Here is a 26748-nt window from a genome sequence, read left to right on the forward strand (position 1 = left end):
CCACCCCACCCCACCCCACCCCTCAGCGTCGATCTTGCAGTTCTCGTCTCCGCGAATGCTGCCGAAGCCGGCATAAGGGCGACCAGAAGTGCAAGATCGGCGGGAAGAAAGGTGACCGGGGTGCGGTGCGCGGGGTAGGTCGGTGGGTGGCGTTAGGGTGGGCGGCGGCAGAAAAGGCGAGTCGAGGGAGTCATCGTGCGGCCTGGTGGACAGCCGAACATGCAGCAGATGCTGAAGCAGGCGCAGAAGATGCAGCAGCAGATCGCCAAGGCGCAGGCTGAGCTGGCCGAGGCCGAGGTGACCGGCACCGCCGGTGGCGGCCTGGTGACCGCTGTCGTCGCCGGCTCCGGCGAGATCAAGAGCATCAAGATCGACCCGAAGGCCGTCGACCCGGACGACGTGGAGACGCTGGAGGATCTCGTCGTCGCCGCACTGCACAACGCCACCGAGGCGGCCCGCGAGTTGACCGAGCAGAAGATGGGCCCGGTCGCGGGCGGGATGGGCGGCCTCGGCCTGCCCGGGTTCTGAGCCCGCAGATGTACGAGGGCGCCATCCAGGATCTGATCGACGAGCTGGGCCGGCTGCCCGGCGTGGGGCCCAAGAGTGCCCAGCGGATCGCCTTTCACGTGCTGTCCGCCGACCCGGCCGACGTCAACCGGCTGGCCGGCGCGCTGCGCAAGGTCAAGGAGCTGGTGCGGTTCTGCACCAGTTGCTACAACGTGGCCGAGTCCGACACGTGCCGGATCTGCCGCGACCCGCGCCGCACCGACGAGGTGATCTGCGTGGTCGAGGAACCGAAGGACGTGGTGGCGATCGAGCGGACCGGTGAGTTCCGCGGCCGGTACCACGTGCTCGGCGGGGCGATCAATCCGCTGGAGGGCATCGGGCCGGACAATCTGCGCATCCGCGAGTTGATGACCCGTCTCGGCGGCGGCGCTGTGCGGGAGCTGATCCTGGCCACCGACCCCAACACCGAGGGCGAGGCGACCGCCACCTATCTGGCGTTGATGGTGAAGCCGATGGGGATCGCGGTGACCCGGTTGGCCAGTGGGTTGCCGGTGGGCGGCGACCTGGAGTACGCCGACGAGATCACCCTGGGCCGGGCCTTCGAGGGTCGTCGGGCCGTGTGACGGACCCGCCGAGCGGCGGGTCGTGGGGTGGCGCGGGTCGGCGTGACGTGCCGGTGGCGCGGCGATGACCCGCTGATGATGACCTCTGTGAATCTGGGCCTCCGCGTGCGGATTCACGGAGGTCGTAGTGCGTCGTGCCCTTGTCTCGTTGCTGGCGTTGGTGGTCCTTGTTCCGCTGGCGCCGTCCGGCACCGCGGCGTCAGCCGCGCCGTCCACTCCAGATCCTGATCCCGGGCCGCCCCGCCCGCCGCAGGCGGCACCGCTCGCACCGGATCGGGTACTGGATCCGGACCGTCGGCTCGGGAAGTCCTGGCGGCGTTCGGCCGATCGCGTGATGACCACCTCGGCTGACGAGACCGGCCTGCACATTCTGGTGGCGGATGCCGATACGGCCTACCAGTGGCGGACCGTGACGACCCTGGCGGAGCCCGGCGTGGCGACGGACCAGTGGGTGGGTCAGGCGTGCCTCACCGGGTCCGGTCGCACGGCGGTGGCGGTCTACGCTCCCAGGCAGTTCACCAACCGGGAGACGCTGTCCAACGCGGGGGCGTTCGCGGCCGTGGTGCACCTGGAGACGGGCCGGGTCACCAAGCTGCCCGAACGTTACTCGCTCGCGTACCACAACCCGGGCTGCGGCAGCGGGGAGAGCGTGGTGCTGACTCGGCTGGAACTGCCGGCGACCCCAGCGGCGGGCACCGACGCGCGGACGGTACTCACCACGGTGGACACCCGCCGCACGGGCGGTGGTCGTCAGGTCGTCACGCCCGGCCAGGTCACCTCCGCCATCCCGGTGGGGCAGACGATCGTCGCCGCCAAGGGTGCCGAACTGGTCAGCATCGATCGGCAGGGCCGGCTCACCACCCGGGCCCGCACCGAGGGGACCCCCTTCCGCCTGCTGCCCGACGGGGCCGACGACGTCGCATTCCAGGTGGCTCGGGCCGACACCACCGACCTGGTCCGCTACGCGGGCGGCGAGCTGACGACGGTTGCCTCGGCACCGCTCGGCTCGGTCAAGCTGCGGCCCGGTGCGGACGGTCGGGTCTTCGTGGTGGGTGGTCGTAGTGGTGCCCGGCTCGCCGGCCGATCGTTGCCGACCCGGTGGCGGTCTGTGGACGCGCTGCCGGACAGTGCCGTGTCGCGGAGCGGTGACCTGGTGGTGACGCGGGTGCGTACCGGCACCGAGGCGGCCAGGCAGGGTGGCGGCGCTGGTGACGGCCGACCGGACCGGGTGGCGATCTCGGCTCAACTCGCCGACGGGTCGGATGTGGCGTTCAGCGTGGCGCCGACGCTGGACCGGCAGGGCCGGGCGCGGACAGTTGCGGCCGGCGGCTCCGATGACAGTTCCGGCGGCGGCACGGACGCCCGGACCTCGGCCGCCGATCCGGACCCGGCGACCGTGCCGTGGGATCCGGACCGGTCCTGCGCGGTGCCCCGCAACGACGAGAACATCCAGGTCTACCAGCCCAGCCGGGAGCAGATGGAGTGGGCCGCCAACCTCGCGGTACGCGGCCAGTTGACCTTCCAGCGCCCGGCCAACTGGGCCAACAACGGGCTGCCGGCGTATTCGCCGCAGGGGATGTTTCCCTCGCTGCCACTGTCGGGCGGTGGCTTCGTGCCGGCCCAGGTGTTCCTCGGCATTCTGGCGCAGGAGTCGAACCTGCTCCAGGCCAGCTGGCACGCCGTGGACGGGCTCGCCGGTAACCCCCTGACCAGTCTCGGGTTCTACGGGCTGAATCTGACGAACCCCGACGTCACAAAGATCGACTGGGGCCACACCGACTGTGGCTACGGCGTCGGTCAGGTGACCACCGGCATGAAGCGGTCCGACACCGACCAGTGGATCACCGGTGTCCAGTGGGACTACACCAAGCAGCGGGCGGTGGCGTTGGACTACGCCACGAACGCCGCTGCCGGGCTGCGCATCCTTCAGGACAAGTGGAACACCACCCGCGACGCCGGTCTGATCGCCAACAACGGCGACCCGCAGTACATCGAGAACTGGTGGTTCGCCATCTGGGCGTACAACACGGGCTTCTATCCACAGGCCGGGTCGCAGCCCTGGGGTGTGGGCTGGGCGAACAATCCGAGCAACCCGAATTACCCGCCGGATCGACAGATGTTCCTCACCGCACCGCTCGACGTGCCGGATGCCAATCCGCCGGTCGACGACGACATCGGGTACGACAACGCCAAGCACCCCAACCACTGGTCGTACCCGGAGCGGGTGATGGGCTTCGCCTACACCTCGCTGCGCCGCTACAACTACTCGACGGGCAACTACTCACCGACGTACTCCACCGCGCTGGAGCGCAACAAGTTCGTGGCACAACCGACCCGGTTCACCTTCTGCGTACCCGCGCGCAACGCCTGCGACCCGGCCACCTCCCAGGTGCCCGGCGGCCACCCGGGCGAACCGGCGGGTCCGTGCACCCGGGACGACCTGAAGTGCTGGTGGAACGGCCCGGTGACCTGGACGGACTGTGCCATCAACTGCGGGCTGGAGACCCGGCGGTACACAAGCGTCGAGCCGCGCCCGTACGCGACCGCCATCTACGACTCGCAGTGCGGCCGGGCCGGCCTGCCGGACAACGCCCTCGTCGTCGACGACATCGACAGCGCCAACCCGCTCGGCCCGCAGGGCTGTGCTCGCAACCACACCCGGGTCGGCAAGTTCTCCTTCACCTACCAGGGACGACCAGGGCCGAACGGGACGACCATCTACCCCGGCAAGGTGGACACCCACCAGATCGGCGGTGGTTTCGGTGGTCATTTCTGGTTCGCGCACAGTCAGGCGTCCGAGAGTTCCCCGCACAAGGTCACCGGGCGTTGGACGACGACCAACAGGTTGAACGGCTGGGCCACGGTGATGGTGCACGTGCCGGACCACGGGGCACACACCCAGCAGGCGAAGTACACGATCAACACCGGGCAGGGGGTGAAGACCCGATACATCCCGACCCGGACCGAGCAGCACCGGTGGGTGAAGCTGGGCACCTACCAGTTCTCCAACCAGGCGGCGCAGTACGTCGAGTTGACGAACATCACCGAGGACGGCAAGGGCGTGGAGGACGTGGCCTGGGACGCGGTGGCGTTCGTGCCGCTGGCCGCCAAGCCCCGGCACTTCGTGGTGGCGATGGGCGACTCGTACGGTTCGGGAGAGGGCGCCGGCGGCTACTACGGCGAGACGGACAACAACTACGGCAACGAGTCCTGGAACGCCTGCCGGCGGACCAACCGGTCGTGGCAGATGCTGACCCGGCTTCCCGGATCGTCCAGTTCGATCAAGGATCGGGTGGCGGCACACGACCCGAACGTCGACTTCCAGTTCGTCAGCTGCTCCGGAGCGACTGCCGCGAAGATGAGGGGTACGTCGACGCCGGGTCACTGGCAGAGCCCGCCGGACACGTTCGGTGCGTACCGGCTACGGGCCGAGGGGCAGTTCCGGGAGATGTCGCAGATCGAGTCGGGTGTGCTGGACGGTAACACCACCCTGGTGCTGCTCTCGGCCGGCGGCAACGACGCCGAATTCCCTCGCACGATGGAACACTGCGCGATGGAGTCCTGCGACACCCCGGGCTACGAGTCGACGGTGCAGCAACGGATCGACAGCTCGCATCACCAGGTACGTCAGTTGATCGAGGCGATCGCGGCCCGCGCACCCAACGCCACGATCATGCTTGTCGGTTATCCGCGCCTGTTCGCTGACTACCATCAGGATCAGTGCGTCTTCGGTCGGCTCACCAGCAGCGAGATGAGCATGCTGAACCGGCTCGCTCTGCACCTGCGCGACGGCCAACGAGCCATGGTCGACCAGGCCCGGTCGGCGGGGCTCAGGGTCCAGTTCACCGACATGGTCGAGGGGCTGCTCGACCACGGCACCTGCCGCAAGTACGACACCAACCACGACATCCTGGTGCCCGACGACATCAACGGGGTGGTGGCCGGGCCGGAGGGCGAGGGAGACTTCCGATTGGTCGAGGGTGATTCTGACGCCCCCTGCGTCGGCTGGATCACTGTCGGTCTGCAGGTCTGCATCAGCCGCGCCTCGTTCCATCCGAAGGACACCGGCAACGTGACGTACGCCAATGCGGTGACCGCCCGACTGCCCGCCGTCGGCTACAACTGAACTGCGTCGGGGTGGGGCCGGCCGGTAGCGGCCGGCCCCACCGGTTTCCTGCGGCCTGAGGGAGGTCGAGGTGCGGCAGCAACGGGACGACCGGCCCTGGGCGCCGTCGGTGCTGGCCGCACTGCTGATGCTTGCCGTGCTGGCCGGCTGGTGGTGTGTCGCGGGAAAGATGCGCCAGCACCGCGAGGCGAACGACCGCGGCGAGACGGCGGCTGCGGCGGAACTCGACCGACGGGCCGGCAGCTACGCCGAGGCGGTGGTCGCCGCCGGGGCCGGGACGTCCGAAGACCGGTTGCGCACGCTGGCCGACGAGCAGGGGGTGGAGGTCTGGCAGATCCGTCGGGAGCCGGAACTGTCGCTTGTCGTCGAGTCGACCGAGCCCTACGGCCCATGGCCGGACGGACTGTTGCAACTTTGCCATCGGCTCGATTTCCGGGCACTGGGCACCCCGGATGCCGACTTCGATCTGGCACGTCTGCCCTCGTGCCCGGCCCCGCCGACACCGTGACCGGTTTCCGACGACGGTATGACACACTGCTGGTGATCCGCTCAATCGATGTAACAGAATGGTATCGATTGTTTGGGGTTATTGGGGGTTTTTGTCCGCGAGCCCGCTGGTCCACGTCACCGGGGCCAGGCACTAAGGACACGATCCGGTACCAAGAGCTTCCCGCGCCGTTTCCCGCCGGTCCGAACGGGAGCTAAGGTCACGGCCATCGGTGACCCTGTCACCACGTTGTCCGTACCCCTAAGGACGAGGTGAAGCACCATGCGTGCATCCAGGCCGAAGGTCGCTATCGCGGCCGTGGCGGCCGCGGCCCTCGCGGTAGCAGGCTGTGCCGAGAGCGACCGCGAAGGTTCCAGCGGTAGTAGCAAGGACACCCTGGTCTTCGGCGTCGCCGGAGACCCGAAGGTGCTCGACCCCAGCTTCGCCAGTGACGGTGAGTCGCTGCGCGTGGCCCGCCAGGTGTTCGAGACGCTGGTCCGCCCGGAGGAGGGTGGCACCAAGGTCAGCCCCGGCCTCGCCGAGTCCTGGGAGCCGGACGCCGCGGGCACCACGTGGACGTTCAAGTTGCGCTCCGGCGTGAAGTTCCACGACGGCACCGACTTCAACGCCGAGGCCGTCTGCGTCAACTTCGACCGCTGGTACAACGCCAAGGGCCTGATGCAGAGCCCGGACGTGACCGCGTACTGGCAGGACGTCATGGGCGGCTTCGCCGCCAACGAGGACGACACCCTCGGTGAGAGCCTCTTCAAGTCCTGCTCCGCCACCGACCCCACCACGGTCGCGCTGACCTTCAGCCGGGTCTCCAGCAAGATCCCGGCCGCCCTGATGCTGCCGTCCTTCTCCATGCACAGCCCGAAGGCGCTCCAGGAGTACGACGCCAGCAACGTCTCGGGCAGCGCGGACGACATCAAGTACCCGGCCTACGCAACCGAGCACCCGACCGGTACCGGCCCGTTCAAGTTCAAGACCTGGGACATCGCGAACAAGACGCTGACCCTGGAGCGGAACGAGGACTACTGGGGCGACAAGGCCAAGCTCAAGAGCCTGATCTTCAAGACCATCTCGGACGAGAACGCCCGTAAGCAGGCGCTGCGCTCCGGCGACATCCAGGGCTACGACCTGGTCGGCCCGGCCGACGTCCAGCCGCTCAAGGACGAGGGCTTCAACCTCCTGACCCGCCCGGCCTTCAACATCCTCTACCTGGCCATCAACCAGAAGGGGAACCCGAAGCTGGCGGACCTGAAGGTCCGGCAGGCGCTCGCCCACGCCGTCAACCGGCAGGCCCTGGTCGACTCGAAGCTGCCCCCGGGTGCTCAGGTCGCGGTGAACTTCTTCCCCGACACGGTCGAGGGCTGGAACGGCGACGTCACCAAGTACGAGTACGACGTCGAGAAGGCGAAGTCGCTGCTGGCCGAGGCCGGTGCCTCGGACCTGACCCTGCGGTTCCACTACCCGACCGAGGTCACCCGGCCCTACATGCCGAACCCGAAGGACCTCTTCGAGTTGGTCTCGGCGGACCTCCAGGCGGCCGGCATCAAGATCGAGCCGATCCCGCTGAAGTGGAGCCCGGACTACCTCAACGCCACCACCTCCGGCAGCGAGCACGACCTGCACTTCCTGGGCTGGACCGGCGACTACGGCGACGGCTACAACTTCATCGGCACGTTCTTCGACCGGCAGAAGGACGAGTGGGGCTTCAACAACAAGGCCCTGTTCGACAAGTTCCGGCAGGCGGACACCACCGCGGACCAGGCGGCCAAGGTGGCGCTCTACAAGGAGCTGAACGCCGACATCATGAACTTCCTGCCCGGTGTGCCGATCTCGCACTCGCCGCCGGCAATCGTGTTCGGCAAGGACGTGACCGGGGTCAAGGCGAGCCCGCTCACCGACGAGCGGTTCGCCACCGCGGAGTTCAAGTCCTGATCTGAAGCACCGACCACGGGCGGGCGCTGTGACCCACAGCGCCCGCCCGTGATCCCTTGCCCCCTTTCGAGGCCGCCGTGTTCCGGTTCATCGTCAGACGCCTGCTTCAGTTGATACCCACGCTGTTCGGGCTCTCCATCCTGTTGTTCATCTGGCTCCGGCGACTGCCCGGAGGCCCCGAGACCGCCATTCTCGGCGAGCGGGGCACACCCGAGATGCGCGCCGCGATCCGCCGCAATCTCGGTCTCGACGAGCCGATCCTGATCCAGTACGGCCGGTTCGTCCGTCGGATGATCCGCCTCGACCTGGGTACGTCCATCTCGACGAAGCGCGAGGTGACGACGGAGTTCCTGCAACGATTCCCCGGCACCGTCGAGCTGACCATCACCGCGATGGTGATCGCGGTCGGCATCGGCATCCCGCTGGGCTACCTGGCCGCCCGTCGTCGTGGCCGCTTCCTCGATCACGCCTCCGTCGGCGGGTCGCTGATCGGCATCTGCATCCCGGTCTTCTTCCTGGCGTACATCCTCAAGGCGATCTTCTCGGAGAACCTCGGCTGGTTCCCCTCCAGCGGCCGGCAGGACCCGACCATCGGCGCCACCCGGATCACCAACTTCTTCGTCCTCGACGGACTGATGACCCGGGAATGGGACGCCGCCGCCGACGCGCTCATGCATCTCGTGCTGCCGGCGCTCGCCCTGGCCAGCATCCCCTTGGCGATCATCGTCCGGATCACCCGGGCCAGCGTGCTCGAGGTGCTCAACGAGGACTTCGTGCGTACCGCCGAGGCCAAGGGTCTGACCGAGAACGTCGTCCGCCGCCGGCACGTGCTGCGTAACGCCATGCTCCCGGTGGTGACCTCGATCGGTCTGCTCACCGGTGGCCTGCTCTCCGGCGCGGTGCTGACCGAGACGGTCTTCGCCTTCAGCGGGATCGGCGCCTTTCTCGCCGACTCCATCAACCAGCGCGACTATCCGGTGCTGATGGGCTTCATCATGATCATCGCCGTGGTCTACGTGCTGGTGAACCTGATAGTGGACCTCTCCTACAGCCTGATCGACCCGAGGGTGAGGGTCCGATGACGACAATCGGTGGCAAGAAGCGAGAGAAGATCGACCGACTCGCCGAACTGGCCGCCCGCGACGAGGAGCGCGGGGTGAGCCTCTGGCAGGACGCCTTCCGCCGGCTGCGGCGTAACCCGGCCGCCATCATCGGCGCGGTCATCCTCACCGTCTTCGTCCTGGTCGCGCTGATCGGCCCGTTCCTGGTGCCGTACGGGCCGACGGACACGATGGGCATCCGGGAGGGCGTCATCAAACCGGGGCTCATCCCCGGATCCTCCAGCGAGCACTGGTTCGGTTACGACCATCAGGGTCGGGACGTCTTCAGCCGCATGATCGTCGGGGCCCGGCAGACCCTGCTGGTCGGCGTGGTGGCGACCCTGATCGGTCTCGCCGTCGGCGTACTGATCGGCGGTGTCGCGGGTGCCGCCGCAGGACTCGGCGGACGCTGGGGCCGATGGGTCGACAGCACCCTGATGCGGTTCATCGACATGCTGCTGGCGCTGCCCAGCCTGCTGCTGGCGGTCAGCATCGCCGCGCTGCTCGGACCGAGCCTGACCACGGTCATGATCGCGGTCGGGATGGTCTCGGTGCCGGTCTTCGCCCGGCTGCTGCGTGGCTCGATGATCGCCCAGTCCAACAGCGATTACGTTTTGGCCGCCACCTCGCTCGGGGTACGCAAGTCGAAGATCGCCCTGGCCCACGTGCTGCCCAACTCGCTCGCCCCGGTAATCGTCCAGGCGACGCTGACCCTGGCCACCGCGATCATCGAAGCGGCGGCACTGTCCTTCCTCGGGCTCGGCAATCCCGACTCGGCAACCCCCGAGTGGGGCGTGATGCTCGCCGACGCGCAGCAGTACCTGGGCATCCGGCCCGAGCTGGCCATCTACCCGGCGGTCGCCATCATCATCACCGCACTGGGCTTCACCCTGCTCGGTGAGTCGATGCGTGAGGCCCTCGACCCGAAGCTGCGGAAGTAGGCGTGCCGAGCATGAGAAGCGCGCACGTGACCTCCGTGGCTGTGAACGAAAGGGCGGTGCGGCATGGCACTGCTTGATGTCGAAGATCTTTCGGTGACCTTCGCCCGGCGCGGTCAACGGACCGTACGGGCCGTCGACGGAGTCTCCTTCTCCGTGGACGCGGGCGAGGTGGTCGGCCTGGTCGGCGAGTCCGGCTGCGGCAAGTCGGTCACCTCACTGGCGATCATGGGTCTGCTGCCCAAGCAGCCCGGTCTCCAGGTGGCCGGCAAGGCCGTCTTCGACGGCACCGACCTGCTCCAGATCGACGAACGGTCGCGGCGGGACATCCGGGGTCGCGACGTCGCGATGATCTTCCAGGATCCGCTCTCGTCGCTGAATCCGGTCGTGCCGATCGGTCTTCAGGTGACCGAGGTGCTGACCCGGCACCGTGGCATGCGGGGCGAGGCGGCGTCGAAGGAAGCGGCGCAGCTGCTGGACCGGGTCGGCATCCCCGATCCGAAACGGCGGCTGAAGGAGTATCCCCACCAGCTCTCCGGCGGCATGCGCCAGCGCGCCCTGATCGCCATGGCGGTGGCCTGCCAGCCCCGGCTGCTCATCGCCGACGAGCCGACGACCGCCCTGGACGTCACCATCCAGGCGCAGATCCTGGAACTGCTGAAGGACCTGGTCCGGGACTCCGGCACCGCGCTGGTGATGATCACGCACGACCTGGGCGTGGTGGCCGGCATGTGCGACACGATCAACGTGCTCTACGGCGGTCGGGTGGTGGAGACCGCGCGGCGGCGACCGTTGTTCCGTCAGCCTCGGCACCCGTACACCGTGGGGCTGCTCGGCTCGGTGCCGCGCCTGGACGCGGGACGCGGTGAGCGGCTGAACCCGATTCCGGGCTCGGTGCGGGATCTGCTGCCCTGGCCGGACGGCTGCGCCTTCGCCCCGCGCTGCGACCGCCGGGTGGATGCCTGCCTCGGCGAGCCACCGGAACTGGTGCTGACCCACGACGGTCGCAGCTACCGGTGCGTCAACCCGGCCCCGCTGCCGGGTCTGACGTCCGGCGACGAGGTTCGGGCGGCGGTACCGGGGCAGGCGACCCCGGGCTCGGTGCCCGCGCAGGCGGTGCCGGACGAACCACCGGCCGTGCCGGGCCTGGCCGCCGCCCCCAGCGAGGAGGAGACGCCATGAGCGAGCGCAGCGAGCGAATCATTCGGCTCAGTGTGGTGGTGCCTCATGGCGGCACGCAGCGAAGCGGAGTGCCGTCATGACCGGAGAAAACACCCTGGTCGAGGTACGGGACCTGAAGGTGCACTTCCCGATCAAGCGGGGGGTGCTGTTCGACCGCACGGTCGGTCACGTCAAGGCGGTCGACGGCGTCGACCTGCGCATCACGCGCGGCAGGACCTACGGTCTGGTCGGCGAGTCGGGCTGCGGGAAGTCCACGCTCGGGCGGGCGCTGCTCCAGCTCACCCCGCCGACCTCGGGCGAGGTCAGCTTCGACGGGGTCGAGCTGACCACGCTGGCGCCGAACAAGCTACGCGCGATGCGTCGCCGGATGCAGATGATCTTCCAGGACCCGATGTCCAGTCTCGATCCCCGGCAGAACGTCGAGTCCATCCTCACCGAGGGGCTACAGGCGCACGGCATCGGTGGTGACCGGGACGGGCGTCGCAAGATCATCGCCGAGACGCTGGACCAGGTCGGGCTGCCTCGCTGGGCGCTCTCCCGCTATCCGCACGAGTTCTCCGGTGGCCAGCGGCAACGCATCGGCATCGCCCGGGCGCTGGTGCTGGGGCCGGAACTCATCGTCGCCGACGAGCCGGTCTCCGCCCTCGACGTGTCGATCCAGGCCCAGGTGGTCAACCTCCTCGACGAACTCCAGGACAACCTCGGCCTGACCTATCTGGTGATCGCGCACGACCTGGCGGTGGTCCGGCACATCTCCGACACCGTCGGGGTGATGTATCTGGGCGCCCTGGTCGAGGAGGCGCCGAGCGACCGGCTCTACACCGAACCGCTGCACCCGTACACCCGGGCGCTGATGTCGGCGGTGCCGGTGCCCGACCCGGACGTCGAGGATCGCCGGGAGCGGATCCTCATCGCCGGCGATCTGCCGTCACCGGCCAACCCGCCGTCGGGCTGCCGCTTCCACACCCGGTGCCCGTGGGCGCAGCCGACCCGCTGCGCCGACGAGCGGCCCCAACTGCGGGAGATCGGCGACAGCCGGGTGGCCTGCCACTGGGCCGAGCAGATCGCCAGCGGGGAACTGCGTCCGCACAAGGTCAGTGTGCAGATCACGCGGCCGGCGGGCGAGGGCGAGGAGCCCTCGGTCGTCTCCGCCCCCACCGAGCCCGGCTCCTTCGTGTAGTTGGTCGTGCCGGCGGGCCCCTGGTGACCGAGAGCGTCCGAAGAGGCCCGCCTGACACTGGTGTCGCCGGTCCGCCGAGCCGTCATCGTGCCGCGATCAGCCTTCGGGCCGGTGCAGCAGGCCGACGGCGATGTCGTGCACCGCGTCCAGGCCGGCGGCGTCGGGCAGCGGTGCGCTGCCGCCGGTGACCGCGTACCACTCGTCGGCGTCCTTGTACTGCACGTGCAGGCTGACCCGCCCGTCGGCGAAGTCGGTGCGCAGGGTCAGCTCGCCGGTCACCACACCGACCTCGTCGGTCATCACGCCGCCCGGTCCCGGCACGATGTCGGCGGTGCGGCTCCGCGGGCCGGTGGCACCGCCGGCGTCGGCGGTCATCCCGGCGCCCGGCACCTCCACCGCACCCGCGGGGGCGCCGTCCGCGGTCATGCCGGCCGTGGCCGGGCCGGGGCTGCCGGTCGCCGCCGCCGCGTCCTCGCCGCCCGGGTCCGGCGTACGCTCAGGCGCCGGTGCACCGTCGGCGCCGGTTACGGCTTGCTCTCCCATGTGCAGCCCTCCAACATGTCGGCCAGCTCGGCCTGCTCGGCGCTCGTCACCGTCAGCCGCCAGTGGTGCTTCACCGCCACCCAGTCCCCGGCATATTGGCACCAGTATGACCGGTTTGACGGCTTCCACTGGGACGGGTCCTGGTCACCCTTTGCCCGGTTCGACGATGCGGAAACCGCGAAGAGCTGCGGGCGGTCGAGGTCGTTGGCGAAGTCACCCCGCTTCGAGTCGTCCCACTCGTCGGCGCCGGAGCGCCAGGCGTTGGCGAGCGGCACCATGTGGTCGATGTCCACGTCGGAGGGGTCGGTGAAGGTGCGGCCGTCGTAGACGCTCTCCCACCTACCACCGACCACGTTGCAGCCCGAGTGCTCGATGGCCTTGCCGTCACGCTCCAGCACGGTGTCGCGGACGTCGCAGTTCTGGCCGGTCTTGCGCCAGTGCGGGAAGCGGTTGCGGCTGTACCCGCGCATCGAGCCCGCCTCGGCGACGGTCAGCTCCGCGAGCATCTGGTTGATGTTGCCGCCGCCGGTAGGCGGAGTGACCGGCTCCTGCTCAAGCGGGACGCAGCCGGCCGCGCCGAGGGTCAGCGCCGCGACGAGCGCGAGCGCCACCGGGGCGCGCGATCCTGATCTGGTACGCACAGACGACACCTTTCCAGCTTGCGGGCTTCCGGCGATCCCGCACAGTACCCGGCCAGGGTTTCGGCGTTTCGTGGTGTCTGGCGGATGGTGCACGGCAGATTGGTAGCCATGCCCGAACCGACGTCCGCCCTCCGCCTGCGCAGCAGTGCCGGTCGGGGCACCCTGGCCGCCGCCGTGCTGGCCTCCGGCATGGTCTTTCTGGACAGCACCGTGGTCAACGTGGCGCTGCCCCACCTCGGCGCCGATCTCGGCGCGTCGGTGTCCGGTCTTCAGTGGACCATCAACGGCTACCTGTTGACCCTCGCCGCGTTCGTCCTGCTCGGCGGGGCGCTGGGGGACCGCTTCGGGCGTCGTCGGGTGTTCCTGCTCGGCGTGGTCTGGTTCACCGTCGCCTCCGTACTCTGCGGGCTGGCGCTGCGCACCGACTGGCTGATCGCCGCGCGGTTCCTCCAGGGTGCGGGGGGTGCCCTGCTGACCCCGGGATCGCTGGCGCTGCTTCAGGCCAGCTTCCATCCCGACGACCGGGCGAAGGTGATCGGAGCGTGGTCGGGACTTTCCGGCGTCTCCACCGCGCTCGGGCCGTTCATCGGTGGTTGGCTCATCGACGCCCTCTCCTGGCGGTGGATCTTCTTCCTGAACGTGCCGCTGGCGGTGCTCGTGGTGCTGGCGACGCTGCGCTGGGTGCCCGAGAGCCGGGACGAGGACGCGTCCCGCAAGCGCGGAACCCGCCAGTTCGACGTGGCCGGCGCCCTGCTCGGCGCCCTCGCCCTGGCCGGTGTCACGTACGCCCTGGTCGATGCCCCCGACCAGGGCCTGGGCTCACCGGCAGTGGTGGCGGCGGCCCTGGCCGGGGTGGTGGCCGCGGTGGTGTTCGTGGTCCTGGAGCGGCGCCGGGGGGAGACGGCGATGCTGCCCACCGGCCTGTTCCGCAGTCGGTTGTTCTCGGTGCTGAACTTCTTCACTGTGCTGGTCTACGCCGCTCTCGGCGGGTTCACCTTCTTCATCGCCGTGTACCTGCAGAACGTGATCGGTTTCTCGGCCCTGCTCACCGGCCTCGCGTTGCTGCCGATGACGCTGCTGCTGCTGGTCGGTTCGCCGCTGACCGGTGCGTTGTCGACGCGGATCGGGCCCCGGTTGCCGCTGACGGTCGGGCCGGTGCTGGCCGCCGTCGGGCTGCTGATGCTGCGCGGGATCGAGCCGGGGGCGTCGTACTGGGGGCAGGTGCTGCCGGGGGTGGCGATCTTCGGAGTCGGGCTGACCCTGGTCGTGGCACCGCTCACCGCCTCGGTGCTGGCCGCGGTCGACGACCGCTTCGCGGGAGTGGCCAGCGGCTTCAACAACGCCGCCTCACGGGTCGGTGGGCTGCTCGCGGTGGCGGCCCTGCCGCTGCTGGTCGGGCTCACCGGCACCGGGTACGAACAACCCGCCGAACTCACCGCCGCGTACCGTGGCGCGCTGCTCTGGTGTGCCGGTCTGCTGCTGGCCGGGGCGCTCATCGCCGCCCTGCTGGTCCACCGACCGGCCCGTCGCCCGCCGCCGGCCCAGCCCTGTCACTCGATGCCGGTCTCCACGCCGCCGAGATGAGGCAGGGCCCCGCCGGTGCGGGGCCCTGCCTGACGGATCAGCCCCGGGCGCGGTTGACGGCGCTGGTGACCGCCTTCACGGAGGCGGTGACGATGTTGGCGTCCATGCCGACACCCCACACCGTCTGCCCCTGCACCTCGCACTCGACGTACGCGGCGGCCTGGGCATCCCCACCGGAGGAGAGCGCGTGCTCGTGGTAGTCGAGCACGCGTACGCTCACCCCGGCCGTGCCCAGCGCGTTGACGTACGCGTCGATCGGGCCGTTGCCGATCGCGGTGATCGAGCGCTCCTGCCCACCGGTGTGGATCTGGGCGGTGATCTCGACCTTCCCGTCGGCGGTGCCGATCGTGTACTCGGACAGCGCCACCGCGGGGTCGCGCTGGTGGTCGAGCAGGTACTGCCCGGCGAAGATCTGCCACATGGTGGCCGGGTCGACCTCACCGCCGTCGTGATCGGTCACCTGCTGCACCACGCCGGAGAACTCGATCTGGAGCCGGCGGGGCAGGTCGAGCTGGTGCTCGGTCTTCATGATGTACGCGACGCCGCCCTTGCCGGACTGCGAGTTGACCCGGATCACCGCCTCGTAGCTGCGGCCCAGGTCCTTCGGGTCGATTGGTAGGTACGGCACCGCCCAGGTGAACTCGTCGACCGGCACCCCGGCCGCCGCCGCGTCGGCCTCCAGCGCGGTGAACCCCTTGTTGATGGCGTCCTGGTGGGAGCCGGAGAAGGCGGTGTAGACCAGGTCGCCGGCGTACGGGTGACGTTCGTGCACGGGCAGCTGGTTGCAGTACTCGACGGCCCGCTTGATCTCGTCGATGTCGGAGAAGTCGATCATCGGGTCGATGCCCTGGGAGAACAGGTTCAGCCCCAGGGTCACCAGGTCGACGTTGCCGGTGCGCTCACCGTTGCCGAACAGGCAGCCCTCGATCCGGTCGGCGCCGGCCAGCAGGCCCAGCTCGGCGGCGGCCACCCCGGTGCCCCGGTCGTTGTGCGGGTGCAGGCTGAGCACCAGGCTGTCACGCCGCGGCAGGTGCCGGTGCATCCACTCGATCGAGTCGGCGTACACGTTCGGGGTGGCCATCTCGACGGTGGCCGGCAGGTTGAGGATCAGCTTGCGGTCCGGGGTGGGGTCGATCACGTCGATGACCTTCGCGCACACCTCCAGCGCGTACTCCAGCTCGGTGCCGGTGTAGGACTCGGGGGAGTACTCGTAGAAGATCTCGGTGTCCGGGGTGTGGATCTCGGCGTACTTCTGGCAGAGCCGGGCGCCGCTGGTGGCGATGTCGGTGATGCCGTCCCGATCCAGCCCGAACACCACCCGGCGTTGCAGGGTGGAGGTCGAGTTGTAGAAGTGCACGATCGCCCGGTGGGCCCCACGCAGCGAGGAGAAGGTGCGGTCGATCAGGTGCTCCCGGCACTGGGTCAGCACCTGGATGGTGACGTCTTCGGGGATCAGGTCCTGCTCGATCAGCTGCCGGACGAAGTCGTAGTCGGTCTGGCTGGCCGACGGGAAGCCGACCTCGATCTCCTTGTAGCCCATCTGCACCAGGAGCTGGAACATGCGGCGTTTGCGCTCCGGCGACATCGGGTCGATGAGCGCCTGGTTGCCGTCGCGCAGGTCGACCGCACACCAGCGGGGCGCGGTCTCGACGTGCCGGGTCGGCCAGGCCCGGTCCGGCAGGTCGATCCGGAACTGCTGCCGGTACGGCTGGTACCGGGCGTACGGCATCCGGCTCGGACGCTGCCGGGCGATCGGATCGGAGTCGATGTCGGTGGTGCCGGCTGGGTGAGCCATGGCGGAATTCTCCCGTGGTCATGTGACGTCAGCGATGGAGGTCGGCGGCGAGGCCGAGGAGGATCCGGGAAATGCTGGCGGCGCGGTTCGACTCCGCGACGAGGTGCCGGCCGTCAGGCCTCGTCGCGGCGACCAAGGAGAAGGTGCACCTGCCACATGACAGAGTGACACTACGTGGTGGACGTCAGGTCTGGGAAGGGGCGTCCGGGATGTGGGACGAGGCTCGCGGCGCGATCCTCAACGCGTGATGTCCGAGCGGGTCAGCACCAGTTCGGCAACTGGCCGGCGACGGCGTAGCGAGGTCTCGTGGACCAGCAGGTCGGCCGGAAGGCTGAACGGGTCGCCGAGCTGCCCGATCGCCGTCACGACGTACGGTTCCACATCGGCGGGCAGATCGAGGTCGGCGACCAGACCGCGTCGGTCGAGGTCGGTCACCTGACGAACGTGCAGCCCGAGCGCGGTGGCCTGCACGGTCAGGTGGGCCACGGCCTGCCCCAGGTCGTATGCCGCGAACGGGTTGGCGGTGGCGTGCCGCGCGGCGAGCAGCAGGAGGCTGGCCCGGCCGGCCCAGCGCTGTTCGCCCGGCGGCAGGTTGACGAGGATCCGCTTGAAGGTCTCGTCCTCGCGGTGCCCGACGGCGAACCGCCACGGTTGCCGGTTGCCGACCGAGGGTGCCCACCGCGCCGCCTCCAGCAGGGTCATCACCTCGGCCGAGGTCAACTCCGCGACCGGGTCGAAGGAGCGGGGGCTCCAGCGGAAGGCGAGCAGCGGAGTGAGATCGGTCATGGGCAGAGTGTCCCGTATGGGCGATTTAGCCAAACCGGCCAGGGTGGGCAAATGTGGGCAAAGACACCCGTAACGGGATAGGTCGTCAGGGCGTTCCCGCGTGCCCGTCGGTACCGGTCGGCTCCGGGCCGGCGGGTGTGGTCGGGTCCACCGGCGCGGCCATGCCCAGCGGCTCACCCTCGACCACCGGGCCGGGCAGTTGAACCGTGCCGGGGGCCGGTTCGGGTGGCGCGGCCAGCGTCAGCGTGCCGAACGCCGCCCGTACCGCCGTCGGTGTGCCGTCGGCGTCGAAACAGTAGATGCCGACATCCAGCGGTGGGTTGATCGACGCCGCGGTGGTCTCCACCGAGTAGCAACTGCCGGTCGCCTCGGGCAGTGCCATGGCCGGCGACACCGACAACGGGGCGCGGCGGTCGGTGAGCACGTCGAGCCAGTCGGTGAACGGGTGCTGCACCCGGGGATCCAGTCGGCGCGGCAACGTGTCGTCGGGCTCACCGAGGCGTACGCAGCTCGCCGGTTCAGGTCGGGCGGCCGACGGCAGCCCGCACTGGAACAGCCCGTCCGCGATGGCGGCCAGCGCGATGTCGGCGGTGCCGCCGAGCGCCCCGCCCGGTACGTCCATCCGCCAACTGCCGTCATTGGCGCTGGTGAAGACGATCAGCCGGTCAGCGGTCCCGTCCACCCGCCACGTGTACCGGGCGACCAGGTGCCGGTCCTGGGCGGCGGCCGCGAGGGCGGCCAACTCGTCCCGGGCCGCGTCCGGGCCGGCCGGGCGTGGTGGAACGGTCGGAGGCGGTGCGGGGTCGGTCGGCGGATCGGGCGAGCAGGCGGCGAGGAGTGCGGGCACGGCGAGCGCGAGCGCGGCGATCAGGTGGCGGTTCGGGTGATGGGCGGCGGGCACCCGGTCATTCTGGGTGTTCGGCCGGGCTCGGCACAGCCCCGGGATGGCCAGCGTTCCCAGCGTGTCGCAGGCCACTGCCGTCGTGCCTGCGGGCCGGATCGTGGGATCACCTGACCTGGCGGTCAGAGACGCCCGATACCCTGAGGTCGTCCGACCCGCGCCGCCGGCCCCGGTGCCGGCGGCGTCGGCACGCTCAGGGCAACCGGGAGGGAGTGCACCGTCGTGGCACTCGTGGTGCAGAAGTACGGCGGGTCCTCCGTCGCCAACGCCGAGCGGATCAAGCGGGTGGCCGAGCGCATCGTCGCGGCCCGCAAGGCCGGCGACGACGTGGTCGTGGTGGTCTCCGCGATGGGCGACACCACCGACGAACTGCTCGACCTGGCCAACCAGGTGAGCCCGCTGCCGCCCGGGCGGGAGCTGGACATGCTCCTCACCGCCGGTGAGCGGATCTCCATGGCGCTGCTCGCCATGGCGATTCACAACCTGGGGTACGAAGCCCGTTCGTTCACCGGCTCCCAGGCCGGCGTGATCACCACGTCGGTGCACGGCCGGGCGCGGATCATCGACGTCACCCCGGGGCGCCTGAAGGGCGCCCTGGACGAGGGCGCGGTGGTCATCGTCGCCGGCTTCCAGGGCGTCTCGCAGGACACCAAGGACGTCACCACCCTCGGGCGGGGCGGGTCCGACACCACCGCCGTGGCGCTGGCCGCGGCGCTGCGGGCGGACGTCTGCGAGATCTACACCGACGTCGACGGGGTGTTCACCGCCGATCCGCGGATCGTGCCCAACGCCCGGCACATCAGGCAGATCACCTACGAGGAGATGCTCGAGCTGGCCGCCTGCGGTGCCAAGGTGCTGCACCTGCGTAGCGTGGAGTACGCCCGGCGGGCCGAGCTGCCGATCCACGTCCGTTCGTCATACTCGACAAACACCGGCACCATGGTCACCGGATCGATGGAGGAGCTCTCTGTGGAGCAGGCACTGATCACCGGGGTCGCCCACGACCGCAGCGAGGCAAAGATCACTATCGTCGGGGTGCCCGACGAGCCCGGCGCCGCCGCGCGGATCTTCGACACCGTCGCGGGCGCTGAGATCAACATCGACATGATCGTGCAGAACGTCTCCACCGAGGGCACGGGTCGCACCGACATCTCGTTCACCCTGCCGAAGACCGACGGTCCGACCGCGATGGCCGCCCTGAGCAAGATCCAGGAAGTGCTGAACTTCAAGGGTCTGCTCTACGACGACCACGTCGGCAAGGTTTCCCTGATCGGCGCGGGGATGCGGTCGCACCCCGGGGTGGCCGCCGGCTTCTTCGCCGCGCTGGGCCAGGCCGGGGTGAACATCGAGATGATCTCCACCTCGGAGATCCGCGTCTCGGTGGTCTGCCGGGACACCGACCTCGACGCGGCGGTCCGGGCCATCCACGAGGCCTTCGACCTCGGCGGCGACACCGAAGCCGTGGTGTACGCGGGGACGGGGCGGTAGCCCGGGTGGCCAGGCTGCCCACCCTGGCCGTGGTCGGGGCGACGGGAGCCGTCGGCACCGTGATGTGTGAGCTGCTCACCGGGCGGCGCAACGTCTGGGGCGAGATCCGGTTGCTGGCCTCCGAACGCTCCGCCGGGCGCAGGGTCCGCTGCCGGGGCGAGGAGCTGACCGTCCAGGTGCTCACCGAGGAGGCGCTCGACGGCGTCGACGTGGCGATGTTCGACGTGCCGGACGAGGTCGCCGCCCACTGGGCGCCCATCGCGGTCAGTCGTGGGGCGGTCGTGGTGGACAACTCCGGCGCCTTCCGGATGGATCCCGACGTGCCGTTGGTGGTGCCCGAGATCAACCCGGAACAGTTGCGAAACCGCCCCCGGGGGATCGTCGCCAACGCCAACTGCACGACGCTCGCGATGATCGTCGCGGTCGCCCCGCTGCACCGCGAGTACGGTCTGCGGGAGCTGGTGCTCGCCTCGTACCAGGCGGTCTCCGGGGCCGGTCAGGCCGGTGCGGACGCGCTGCACGACCAGTTGGCGAAGGTGGCCGGTGATCGGCTGCTCGGCTCGCGCACCGGCGACGTGCGGCAGGCGGTCGGCGACGAACTCGGCCCGTTCCCCGCGCCGCTGGCGCTCAACGTGGTCCCCTGGGCGGGCTCGCTGGCCGACGGTGGCTGGTCGTCCGAGGAGATGAAGCTGCGCAACGAGTCGCGCAAGATCCTCGGACTGCGTGACCTCAAGGTCTCCGCCACCTGCGTACGGGTACCCGTGGTGACCGGCCACTCGGTCGCGGTGCACGCCGTCTTCGCCACCGAGATCGACGCCGAGGGCGCCCGGAGCGTGCTGCGCAACGCGCCCGGGGTGATCGTGGTCGACGATCCGGCGGCCGGCGAGTTCCCGATGCCGATCGACGCGGTGGGCACCGACCCGTCCTGGGTCGGTCGGATCCGCCGTGCCGTCGACGACCCACGCGCCCTGGACTTCTTCGTCACCGGCGACAACCTCCGCAAGGGCGCCGCCCTCAACACCGCCCAGATCGCCGAACTCCTCGCCAACGACCTGACCCACCCCTGACACCACCCCCCACCCCCACCCCACCGCGCTCTTTGGCGTTGATCAAGAAGTTTGCGTCATTTTCGATCTCCTCGAAGACCAAAACTTCTTGATCAACGAGGCAGGGCGGGGGTGGGTGGGGTGGGGTGGGGTGGTTAGGCGGCGGAGAGGTGGACGCCGTCGCGGCCCTGGCGTTTGACCGCGTAGAGGGCCTGGTCGGCGCGGCGCAGGGCCAGTTCAGGTGGTTCGCCGGGGCGGGGGAGGGCCACGCCGACGCTGATCGTGCGGCCCACCCGGCGGGCCGCCTCGGTCAGCCGTTCGGCGACGCGTACCGCCTCCTCGGGGCGACTCACCTCGATCACCGCGACGAACTCGTCCCCGCCGATCCGGTACAACTCGTCGCCCTGGCGCAGCGCATCCTCCAGCGCCCGGGCGAGCCCGATCAGCACCCGGTCACCCGCCTGGTGGCCGTACGTGTCGTTGACGGTCTTGAAGCCGTCCACGTCGATCGCCAGCAGTGCGGTGCGGCCCGGGGTCACGGTGGCGATCCGCTGCCCGAACGGACCGGTGTGCCGCAGCCCGGTCAGCGGGTCGGAGCTGGCCTGCTCACGCAGCCGCTCCAGGGTGCGTAGCCGGTCCAGCAGGCCCCATGCCTGCCCGGCCAGCAGCTCCAACAGGTTGACCGTGGTCGGGTCCGGCCGCAGTAGCCGCTCATCGGCGACCAGCAGCACCCCGCCGCGTTCCGGTGGCCCGAACGGCACCGCCACCAGGGTGCTGACGCCCGCCCGGACCAACGGCTGATGCTCGTCGGTCGGTGGGTGACCGGCCTCGCCGAGCGTGTAGCCGGCTCCGTAGCGGTGGGCCCGGTCGATGATGCGTCCGATCGCCGGGGCGTCCAGCCCGGCCAGCTCGGTGCGCATCCGGGTCTCCAACTCACCCGGAGCGACCGTCGGGGCACCGAGTCGCGGCCCACCCCGGCCACCGAGCAGCAGCACGGCGGCGGCGAGGGTCGACACGTCCCTGGCCGCCGCGATCGCGGCCGTCATCAGCTCCCACTCGGTGGTGGCGGCAGTCATCGCCGAGACGTGCCGGAGCAGCTTCTCGCTGCGGCTCTCCGCCGGTCCACCGAGCGCCGAGATCCGGGTGCCGAGGCGGGCGGCGACCTGTTCGGCGACCACCTGCCACGAGACGAGGTCGGCCGGCCCGGTCCACTGCAGGTCGAGTACGCCGATGGTCCGGCCCGCCGGGTTCAGCACCGGTACGCACACCTCGGCGGTGACGTCGGGGCGTACCGGGATGTGTGCGTCGTCGACGGCGACATCCGGGACGACGGCGGAGCGCCCAGCGGTGTAGACCCGGCCGACGATGCCGGCGTCCGGCGCGACGGCGGCGAAGACCTGCCAGGACCCGGTGGCGGCGACGCAGCGCAGCCGGCCGTGCACGTGCAGCAGGACGGCGATCGTGGCGGGGGTGTGCCGGGCGAGGGCGTCGACGGCCGCGTCGCAGACCTCGGCGACGGTCGACGCCATGGGCAGGCGGACCGTGACGTCACGGATGACTTTCTGGTGATCCACTCGCACGTCGTCCCAGGTCGGATCCGATCCCGGTGGCGCCGGGTCGCGGATCAAGCGTACTCACGCGGAGCTGGGAGCCGGCTGTGGTCGTACACATGTGCTATCCACAGGGTGTGGACACGGCCGGTGGGGCCACGCGCGGGGTGCGGCGGCGATAGCGTGGGGATCCCAGGTCGAGTGGAGGCCCGATGCTCATCGCCCACCTCAGCGATCCGCACCTGACCACCGGCGTCCTCGGTGCCGAGCCGGCCGCTGGCCTGCACCGGGCGCTCGGCCGGGTGCTGGCGCTGAACCCCCGGCCCGACTGCGTGGTCATCACCGGCGACCTGGCCGATCACGGTCGTCCCGACGAGTACGCCGTGCTGCGCGAGGTGCTCGGGCGATTCCCGCTGCCGGTGCACCTGGTCACCGGCAACCACGATGACCGGGAGTCGCTGCTCGACGCCTTCGGCGGCACACCCTGGCTGGGCGGCGGGTTCTCCGCGCACTACCAGGTCGATTACCCCGGGGCGACAGTGGTCGTGCTCGACTCCCTCGTCCCTGGCTCGGACGGAGGGCGGCTCGGCGAGGAGCAGCTCGCCTGGTTGGACGGGGTGCTGGGGGCACGCCCCGACGTGCCGGCCGTGGTCTGCCTGCACCATCCGCCGGTCGAGGTCGGCATCCCGGCCGCCGACGCGATCCGGCTCGCCGACGGCGCCGAACTCGCCGAGGTGCTGCTCCGGCACTCTCACGTGGTACGCGTCGCCGCAGGCCACCTGCACCGTCCGGTGACCGCGACCTTCGCCGGCACGGTGCTGTCGGTGGCTCCGAGCACCTGGCGACAGTGCACGCTGACCATGAGCGACGACGAGCGGATCGGGTGGGTCGCCGAGCCGACCGCGATGCTGCTGCACGTGGTGTCCCGGTCGGGCTGCGTCACGCACACCGTCCAGGTGAGCCACACCGCCGGGATGACCTGCGGCTTCTGACCATATTCGAGGCAGCACACACCTGCACAGCCCGGACTCGCCGCAGCCGGCCTACGGTCGCTGCCGGCACCAGATCCGGATCACTATCGTTGAGTGATGAGCGTCTTGGTGATCCCGAGCGGTCCGGCCGGGCCCTCGCGGCGGGACGGACGATCCTCGTGCTGAGGCGGATCGTTCCGGTGCTGGTGGCGAGCCTGCTGCTGAGTGCGCCGGTGGTGACTGCCACGCTGGTCGGTGACCTGACCGGTGATGCGGCGCGGCATTTGGCCGCTGAGGGAGAGCCGCTCGACTATGCGGTGGAGCCGGTGAGCCTGGGCGTGACCGGCGATCGGTTGGTCGCCGTACTCGCCGGTGTGCTGGTGATCGCGTCACTGGTCCTGCTGGTCCGCGCGACCGCCACCCGCACGCTGGATCCTCGTTGGTGGACGGTGCTGGTGCCGCTGGTGCTCGGGGGTGTGCTGATCGGTCTCTCCTGGCGGATCGTGACCGCCGGGGTGATCGGAGCCAACATCGGTGCCGGTCTCGTCGTCCTCGCCGGTGGGCCGGTGCTGCTTGTTCTCCTGGTCGCCGCCATGGCGCAGGCATTCCGGGTGCGCCGGCGTCAGCGCATGATGGGTTGAGTGTCGACGGCGTCGCAACCTGCCAATACGGCCGCGCCGATGTGTCTCGACCGTGGACAAGGTGGTGAGTAAGGCGCACTTTGTCCGTTTGATGCATTCATGGGAGGATTTGCGGTTAAGGTCGGCTTGCCCTTCCCGAGGGTCGGGAGGGCTTGATCGATTAGAGGCCAGAACGTGACTGAAACCCGGCGAATTTCCGCCACCGCAGCGATGGCGATCGCCGTCGGTGCCGCAGTGCTGTCAAGTGCAACCCCGGCACTCGCCGCCCCCGGCGACGCGAGCGCCCGAGGCGTCGTGATCGACCTGTCCGCAGCCGTGGCTGGCGTACCGGTGATCACGGCCGACGCGGTCATCGGAAGTGTGACCGCACCGGCCGGCGGCGGCACGGACACCGACACCGCCCTGGCGATCACCATCCCGGGAGCCCTGGGCGTGACCGCCTCGGGCACCGTCGTCGAGGTGAGCGCCACCCGAGGCGAGACGGCCTCGTCGGCCAACGCCGAGATCGCCGACCTGGCGCTGGCCATCCTCGGGACCCCCGTCATCGACGCTGAGGCGATCACTGCGACGGTCAACTGCCCGCAGACCGGCGCGCAGACGGCCGACACCACCCTCACCGGGCTGGAACTTTTCGGCACGCCGGTCGACCTGCTGCCGAACACCCCCGGTGTCACCGCAAGCACCGCCGTCACGGTCGCAGGCCTGACCGACGCCGAGTTGGAGGCGACGCTGACCAGGGTCGAAACCGTCACCGACGACGGTGCCGTCGCCATCGCCGTGCAGGCGACCCTCCGGTTGAGCGGTACGATCATCGGCGGGCCCCTGCTGGACATCCCCGTCGGCACCGTCATCCTCGCCGAGGCGCGCTGCGAGCGCCCGCTCGGCCCCTCGCCGACCCCGACCCCGACACAGCCGACCGCGTCGCCCACGGTTGGGCCGACCCAACCCCCGACGGTCAGCCCTGTGCCCACCCTTCCGGTGACGGGCAGCGAACCGACGCAGCTGTGGTGGCTGTTCGGCGTCGGAGCCGCGATGGTGGCCCTCGGTGGTACCGCCACCCTGATCCTGCGTAGGCGCAGCATTCAGTGAAGCATGGGATTCGCATTCTGCAGTAGCACCGCGAGGGGTTTCCGGTCGGTCGGCCGGAAACCCCTCGCTGCTCCGGTGCGGTTCAGCACCGCCGCGTCAGCTGCGTCGTGCAGGCCGAGGCAGAGCCCTCAGCGCAGCGGAGACGGAAGCGGCACCTCTCCACTGAACGCCTTCGCCGCCAACTCGACGCGCTCCGGGTGGCAGGCGCGGTCTCCGAGCGGGTGACTGGCCACGTTGATGCAGCGTTGGCCGGGCAGGGCGTCGCAGATCGGGCATTGCAGGAACAGGCCGCCCGACGGCACCAGATCGACGCCCTGCGCCAGCGCGGCTCTGCCGATCTTGATTATTGCCTGGTAGAGGGCTTGATCCTGGTGGCGTGCGGCGGCGTTGGCGACATCCCGCATCCCTTCCCAGAACAGGTTGCGGGCGTCAGGCTCGTCCACATCGATGCGCATGACCGCGCATCCCCGTCGACCCATGGGCCAAACCTGACCTCCGAAACTCGCCGTGCTCGATACACGGGTCGGCGATGACGTTGTCACGCCCCAAAAAAGTGGGGCACATCCAGTGGCTGGATGTGCCCCTCACCTGGTCGGGGTGGCCGGATTCGAACCGACGACCTCTTCGTCCCGAACGAAGCGCGCTACCAAGCTGCGCCACACCCCGAGGCGTGCCGACAAATAGTAGCCCACCCGTCCCGGGGCTCAAACTCGGTACCCCGGTGCGGCGGTCAGCGCGGGATCAGCGTGAGCAGGCTGGCCTCCGGTGGGCAGGCGAACCGGACGGGGGCGGTCGGGTGGGTGCCGAGCCCGGCGGAGACGTGCAGCCAGGAGTCCGACCCAGGCCAGCGGTGCAGGCCCTTCGCCATCGACCGGGGCAGCCCGCAGTTGGTCACCAACGCTCCCACTCCCGGTACGCACACCTGACCGCCGTGGGTGTGCCCGGCGAGCAGCAGCCCGAAGCCGTCGGCGGCCATCTCGTCGAGCAGCGCCGGCTCGGGAGAGTGGGTGAGCGCGATGGACAGGTCGGCGGCGGGGGAGATCGGCCCGGCGACCGAGGCGTAGTCGTCCCGCTCGACGTGCGGGTCGTCCACGCCGGCCATGTCGATCGCCCGGCCGCCGGCCTTGACCGTGGTCCGCCGGTTGTTCAGGTCGACCCACCCGGCCCCGACGAGCACGTCACGCAGTTCCTCGGAGGGCAGCTCGACGCCCTCGGTGTACTCCCGATCGGGCAGGAAGTAGGTGAACGGGTTCTTCCAGACCGGCCCGGTGTAGTCGTTCGAGCCGAACACGAACGCCCCCGGGTAGTCGAGCAGGGGTTGCAGGGCCCGCAGCACGCCGGGCACCGCGCCCGGGTGCGCCATGTTGTCCCCGGTCACCATCACCAGGTCGGGGTCGACAGCGGCCAGCGAGGCAACCCACTGCTGCTTGCGTACCTGGTTGGGGGTCATGTGCAGGTCTGACAGGTGCAGCACGCGCAGCGGCTCGGTGCCGGTCGGCAGCACCGGCACGTCGAAGCGGCGGAGGGTGAACATGTTGCGCTCGACCAGGGAGGCGTACGCCAGAGCGGCGGCACCCGTCGCGACGGTCGCGGTCGCGAGCCGGAATAGTGTGCGCTTTCGCATGC

23 protein-coding genes and 1 tRNA gene are annotated in these 26748 nt (G+C 70.0%); 15 read left to right on the forward strand and 9 right to left on the reverse strand.

What is annotated here, in order from left to right; translation table 11 throughout:
- Positions 1–219: 219 nt before the first annotated feature.
- The 9 genes from O3597_RS26995 to O3597_RS27035 all read left to right on the forward strand — a co-directional run bounded on the left by O3597_RS26995 (position 220) and on the right by O3597_RS27035 (position 12087).
- Positions 220–528, forward strand: a complete 309-nt coding sequence (locus O3597_RS26995) for a YbaB/EbfC family nucleoid-associated protein (RefSeq protein ID WP_166459246.1) — start codon at positions 220–222, stop codon at positions 526–528.
- 8 nt (positions 529–536) lie between these two features.
- Entirely contained in the window at positions 537–1130 is a 594-nt protein-coding gene (gene recR, locus O3597_RS27000; protein WP_164450030.1) for a recombination mediator RecR, read from the forward strand.
- Between the two features lie 334 nt (positions 1131–1464).
- Positions 1465–5256, forward strand: a complete 3792-nt coding sequence (locus O3597_RS27005) for a GDSL-type esterase/lipase family protein (protein ID WP_281602797.1) — start codon at positions 1465–1467, stop codon at positions 5254–5256.
- A 70-nt stretch (positions 5257–5326) separates the two neighbouring features.
- Positions 5327–5764, forward strand: a complete 438-nt coding sequence (locus O3597_RS27010) for a hypothetical protein (RefSeq protein WP_281602798.1) — start codon at positions 5327–5329, stop codon at positions 5762–5764.
- 261 nt (positions 5765–6025) lie between these two features.
- Positions 6026–7687 (forward strand): ABC transporter substrate-binding protein, encoded by a 1662-nt coding sequence (locus tag O3597_RS27015; RefSeq protein WP_164450033.1) that lies wholly within the window; start codon positions 6026–6028, stop codon positions 7685–7687.
- Between the two features lie 77 nt (positions 7688–7764).
- Positions 7765–8769 (forward strand): ABC transporter permease, encoded by a 1005-nt coding sequence (locus O3597_RS27020; RefSeq protein WP_093410022.1) that lies wholly within the window; start codon positions 7765–7767, stop codon positions 8767–8769.
- On the forward strand, positions 8766–9728 hold the full coding sequence (locus O3597_RS27025) for an ABC transporter permease (RefSeq protein WP_164450034.1): 963 nt from the start codon (positions 8766–8768) through the stop codon (positions 9726–9728). The genes O3597_RS27020 and O3597_RS27025 overlap by 4 nt, the downstream gene beginning before the upstream one ends.
- Positions 9729–9791: 63 nt before the next feature.
- Positions 9792–10907 (forward strand): ABC transporter ATP-binding protein, encoded by a 1116-nt coding sequence (locus O3597_RS27030; RefSeq protein ID WP_164450035.1) that lies wholly within the window; start codon positions 9792–9794, stop codon positions 10905–10907.
- A gap of 76 nt (positions 10908–10983) precedes the next feature.
- Positions 10984–12087, forward strand: a complete 1104-nt coding sequence (locus tag O3597_RS27035) for an oligopeptide/dipeptide ABC transporter ATP-binding protein (RefSeq protein WP_164450036.1) — start codon at positions 10984–10986, stop codon at positions 12085–12087.
- Between the two features lie 96 nt (positions 12088–12183).
- Here the strand turns inward: O3597_RS27035 and O3597_RS27040 are convergent, their stop codons facing one another.
- Together O3597_RS27040 and O3597_RS27045 are read right to left on the reverse strand one after the other, a co-directional pair.
- Positions 12184–12630: a hypothetical protein gene (locus tag O3597_RS27040; RefSeq protein ID WP_269738617.1), complete on the reverse strand. Its 447-nt coding sequence runs from the start codon at positions 12628–12630 to the stop codon at positions 12184–12186.
- Positions 12612–13271, reverse strand: a complete 660-nt coding sequence (locus tag O3597_RS27045) for an HNH endonuclease family protein (RefSeq protein WP_164450038.1) — start codon at positions 13269–13271, stop codon at positions 12612–12614. The genes O3597_RS27040 and O3597_RS27045 overlap by 19 nt, the downstream gene beginning before the upstream one ends.
- 108 nt (positions 13272–13379) lie before the next feature.
- Here O3597_RS27045 and O3597_RS27050 point away from each other — a divergent pair, with 108 nt between their 5' ends.
- Positions 13380–14855, forward strand: a complete 1476-nt coding sequence (locus O3597_RS27050; RefSeq protein WP_281602799.1) for an MFS transporter — start codon at positions 13380–13382, stop codon at positions 14853–14855.
- Positions 14856–14892: 37 nt separating this feature from the next.
- Here O3597_RS27050 and leuA read toward each other — a convergent pair whose 3' ends face one another.
- The 3 genes from leuA to O3597_RS27065 form a co-directional block, all read right to left on the reverse strand.
- Positions 14893–16650, reverse strand: coding sequence for a 2-isopropylmalate synthase (leuA, locus tag O3597_RS27055; RefSeq protein WP_281602800.1), 1758 nt, complete (start codon positions 16648–16650; stop codon positions 14893–14895).
- Between the two features lie 237 nt (positions 16651–16887).
- Complete coding sequence (locus O3597_RS27060; protein WP_164450041.1) at positions 16888–17436, reverse strand: nitroreductase family protein; 549 nt, start codon at positions 17434–17436, stop codon at positions 16888–16890.
- An 85-nt stretch (positions 17437–17521) separates the two neighbouring features.
- The gene (locus O3597_RS27065; RefSeq protein WP_281602801.1) at positions 17522–18337 is read right to left on the reverse strand and encodes a hypothetical protein; all 816 of its coding nucleotides are present in this window, start codon (positions 18335–18337) and stop codon (positions 17522–17524) included.
- Positions 18338–18559: 222 nt separating this feature from the next.
- Here O3597_RS27065 and O3597_RS27070 point away from each other — a divergent pair, with 222 nt between their 5' ends.
- Positions 18560–19825, forward strand: a complete 1266-nt coding sequence (locus O3597_RS27070) for an aspartate kinase (protein ID WP_164450042.1) — start codon at positions 18560–18562, stop codon at positions 19823–19825.
- A 5-nt stretch (positions 19826–19830) separates the two neighbouring features.
- Positions 19831–20892 carry an aspartate-semialdehyde dehydrogenase gene (locus O3597_RS27075; protein WP_164450043.1) on the forward strand — a complete coding sequence of 354 codons (1062 nt, stop codon included), beginning with the start codon at positions 19831–19833 and terminating at the stop codon, positions 20890–20892.
- Positions 20893–21026: 134 nt separating this feature from the next.
- Here O3597_RS27075 and O3597_RS27080 read toward each other — a convergent pair whose 3' ends face one another.
- A complete protein-coding gene (locus tag O3597_RS27080) occupies positions 21027–22445 on the reverse strand; it encodes a sensor domain-containing diguanylate cyclase (protein WP_281602802.1) in 1419 nt (472 codons plus the stop codon).
- A 188-nt stretch (positions 22446–22633) separates the two neighbouring features.
- On the opposite strand from O3597_RS27080, the gene O3597_RS27085 reads away from it, so the two are divergent.
- From O3597_RS27085 to O3597_RS27095, 3 genes are all read left to right on the forward strand, one after another.
- Positions 22634–23413 (forward strand): phosphodiesterase, encoded by a 780-nt coding sequence (locus O3597_RS27085; RefSeq protein ID WP_281602803.1) that lies wholly within the window; start codon positions 22634–22636, stop codon positions 23411–23413.
- Positions 23414–23502: 89 nt separating this feature from the next.
- On the forward strand, positions 23503–24033 hold the full coding sequence (locus O3597_RS27090; protein WP_281602804.1) for a hypothetical protein: 531 nt from the start codon (positions 23503–23505) through the stop codon (positions 24031–24033).
- Positions 24034–24207: 174 nt separating this feature from the next.
- Positions 24208–25122, forward strand: coding sequence for a hypothetical protein (locus O3597_RS27095; RefSeq protein WP_164450047.1), 915 nt, complete (start codon positions 24208–24210; stop codon positions 25120–25122).
- 128 nt (positions 25123–25250) lie between these two features.
- On the opposite strand, the gene O3597_RS27100 is transcribed toward O3597_RS27095, so the two are convergent.
- From O3597_RS27100 to O3597_RS27110, 3 genes are all read right to left on the reverse strand, one after another.
- A complete protein-coding gene (locus O3597_RS27100) occupies positions 25251–25577 on the reverse strand; it encodes a hypothetical protein (protein ID WP_281602805.1) in 327 nt (108 codons plus the stop codon).
- A gap of 134 nt (positions 25578–25711) precedes the next feature.
- A tRNA-Pro gene (locus O3597_RS27105) sits at positions 25712–25788 on the reverse strand.
- A gap of 64 nt (positions 25789–25852) precedes the next feature.
- Entirely contained in the window at positions 25853–26746 is an 894-nt protein-coding gene (locus O3597_RS27110; protein WP_281602806.1) for a metallophosphoesterase, read from the reverse strand.
- Positions 26747–26748: the final 2 nt, after the last annotated feature.

The sequence above is a fragment of the Verrucosispora sp. WMMA2044 genome (assembly GCF_027497155.1).
GTDB classification, from domain to species: domain Bacteria; phylum Actinomycetota; class Actinomycetes; order Mycobacteriales; family Micromonosporaceae; genus Micromonospora; species Micromonospora palythoicola.

What these genes read in the sequence shown, in the direction of transcription:
- O3597_RS27060 (WP_164450041.1), bottom strand. Translation starts at nt 17,436, where the DNA reads ATGACCGATCTCACTCCGCTGCTCGCCTTCCGCTGGAGCCCCCGCTCC.
- O3597_RS27050 (WP_281602799.1), top strand. Translation starts at nt 13,380, where the DNA reads ATGCCCGAACCGACGTCCGCCCTCCGCCTGCGCAGCAGTGCCGGTCGG.
- O3597_RS27035 (WP_164450036.1), top strand. Translation starts at nt 10,984, where the DNA reads ATGACCGGAGAAAACACCCTGGTCGAGGTACGGGACCTGAAGGTGCAC.
- O3597_RS26995 (WP_166459246.1), top strand. Translation starts at nt 220, where the DNA reads ATGCAGCAGATGCTGAAGCAGGCGCAGAAGATGCAGCAGCAGATCGCC.
- O3597_RS27110 (WP_281602806.1), bottom strand. Translation starts at nt 26,746, where the DNA reads ATGCGAAAGCGCACACTATTCCGGCTCGCGACCGCGACCGTCGCGACG.
- O3597_RS27040 (WP_269738617.1), bottom strand. Translation starts at nt 12,630, where the DNA reads ATGGGAGAGCAAGCCGTAACCGGCGCCGACGGTGCACCGGCGCCTGAG.
- O3597_RS27085 (WP_281602803.1), top strand. Translation starts at nt 22,634, where the DNA reads ATGCTCATCGCCCACCTCAGCGATCCGCACCTGACCACCGGCGTCCTC.
- recR (WP_164450030.1), top strand. Translation starts at nt 537, where the DNA reads ATGTACGAGGGCGCCATCCAGGATCTGATCGACGAGCTGGGCCGGCTG.
- O3597_RS27030 (WP_164450035.1), top strand. Translation starts at nt 9,792, where the DNA reads ATGGCACTGCTTGATGTCGAAGATCTTTCGGTGACCTTCGCCCGGCGC.
- leuA (WP_281602800.1), bottom strand. Translation starts at nt 16,650, where the DNA reads ATGGCTCACCCAGCCGGCACCACCGACATCGACTCCGATCCGATCGCC.
- O3597_RS27005 (WP_281602797.1), top strand. Translation starts at nt 1,465, where the DNA reads ATGACCACCTCGGCTGACGAGACCGGCCTGCACATTCTGGTGGCGGAT.
- O3597_RS27015 (WP_164450033.1), top strand. Translation starts at nt 6,026, where the DNA reads ATGCGTGCATCCAGGCCGAAGGTCGCTATCGCGGCCGTGGCGGCCGCG.
- O3597_RS27100 (WP_281602805.1), bottom strand. Translation starts at nt 25,577, where the DNA reads ATGCGCATCGATGTGGACGAGCCTGACGCCCGCAACCTGTTCTGGGAA.
- O3597_RS27025 (WP_164450034.1), top strand. Translation starts at nt 8,766, where the DNA reads ATGACGACAATCGGTGGCAAGAAGCGAGAGAAGATCGACCGACTCGCC.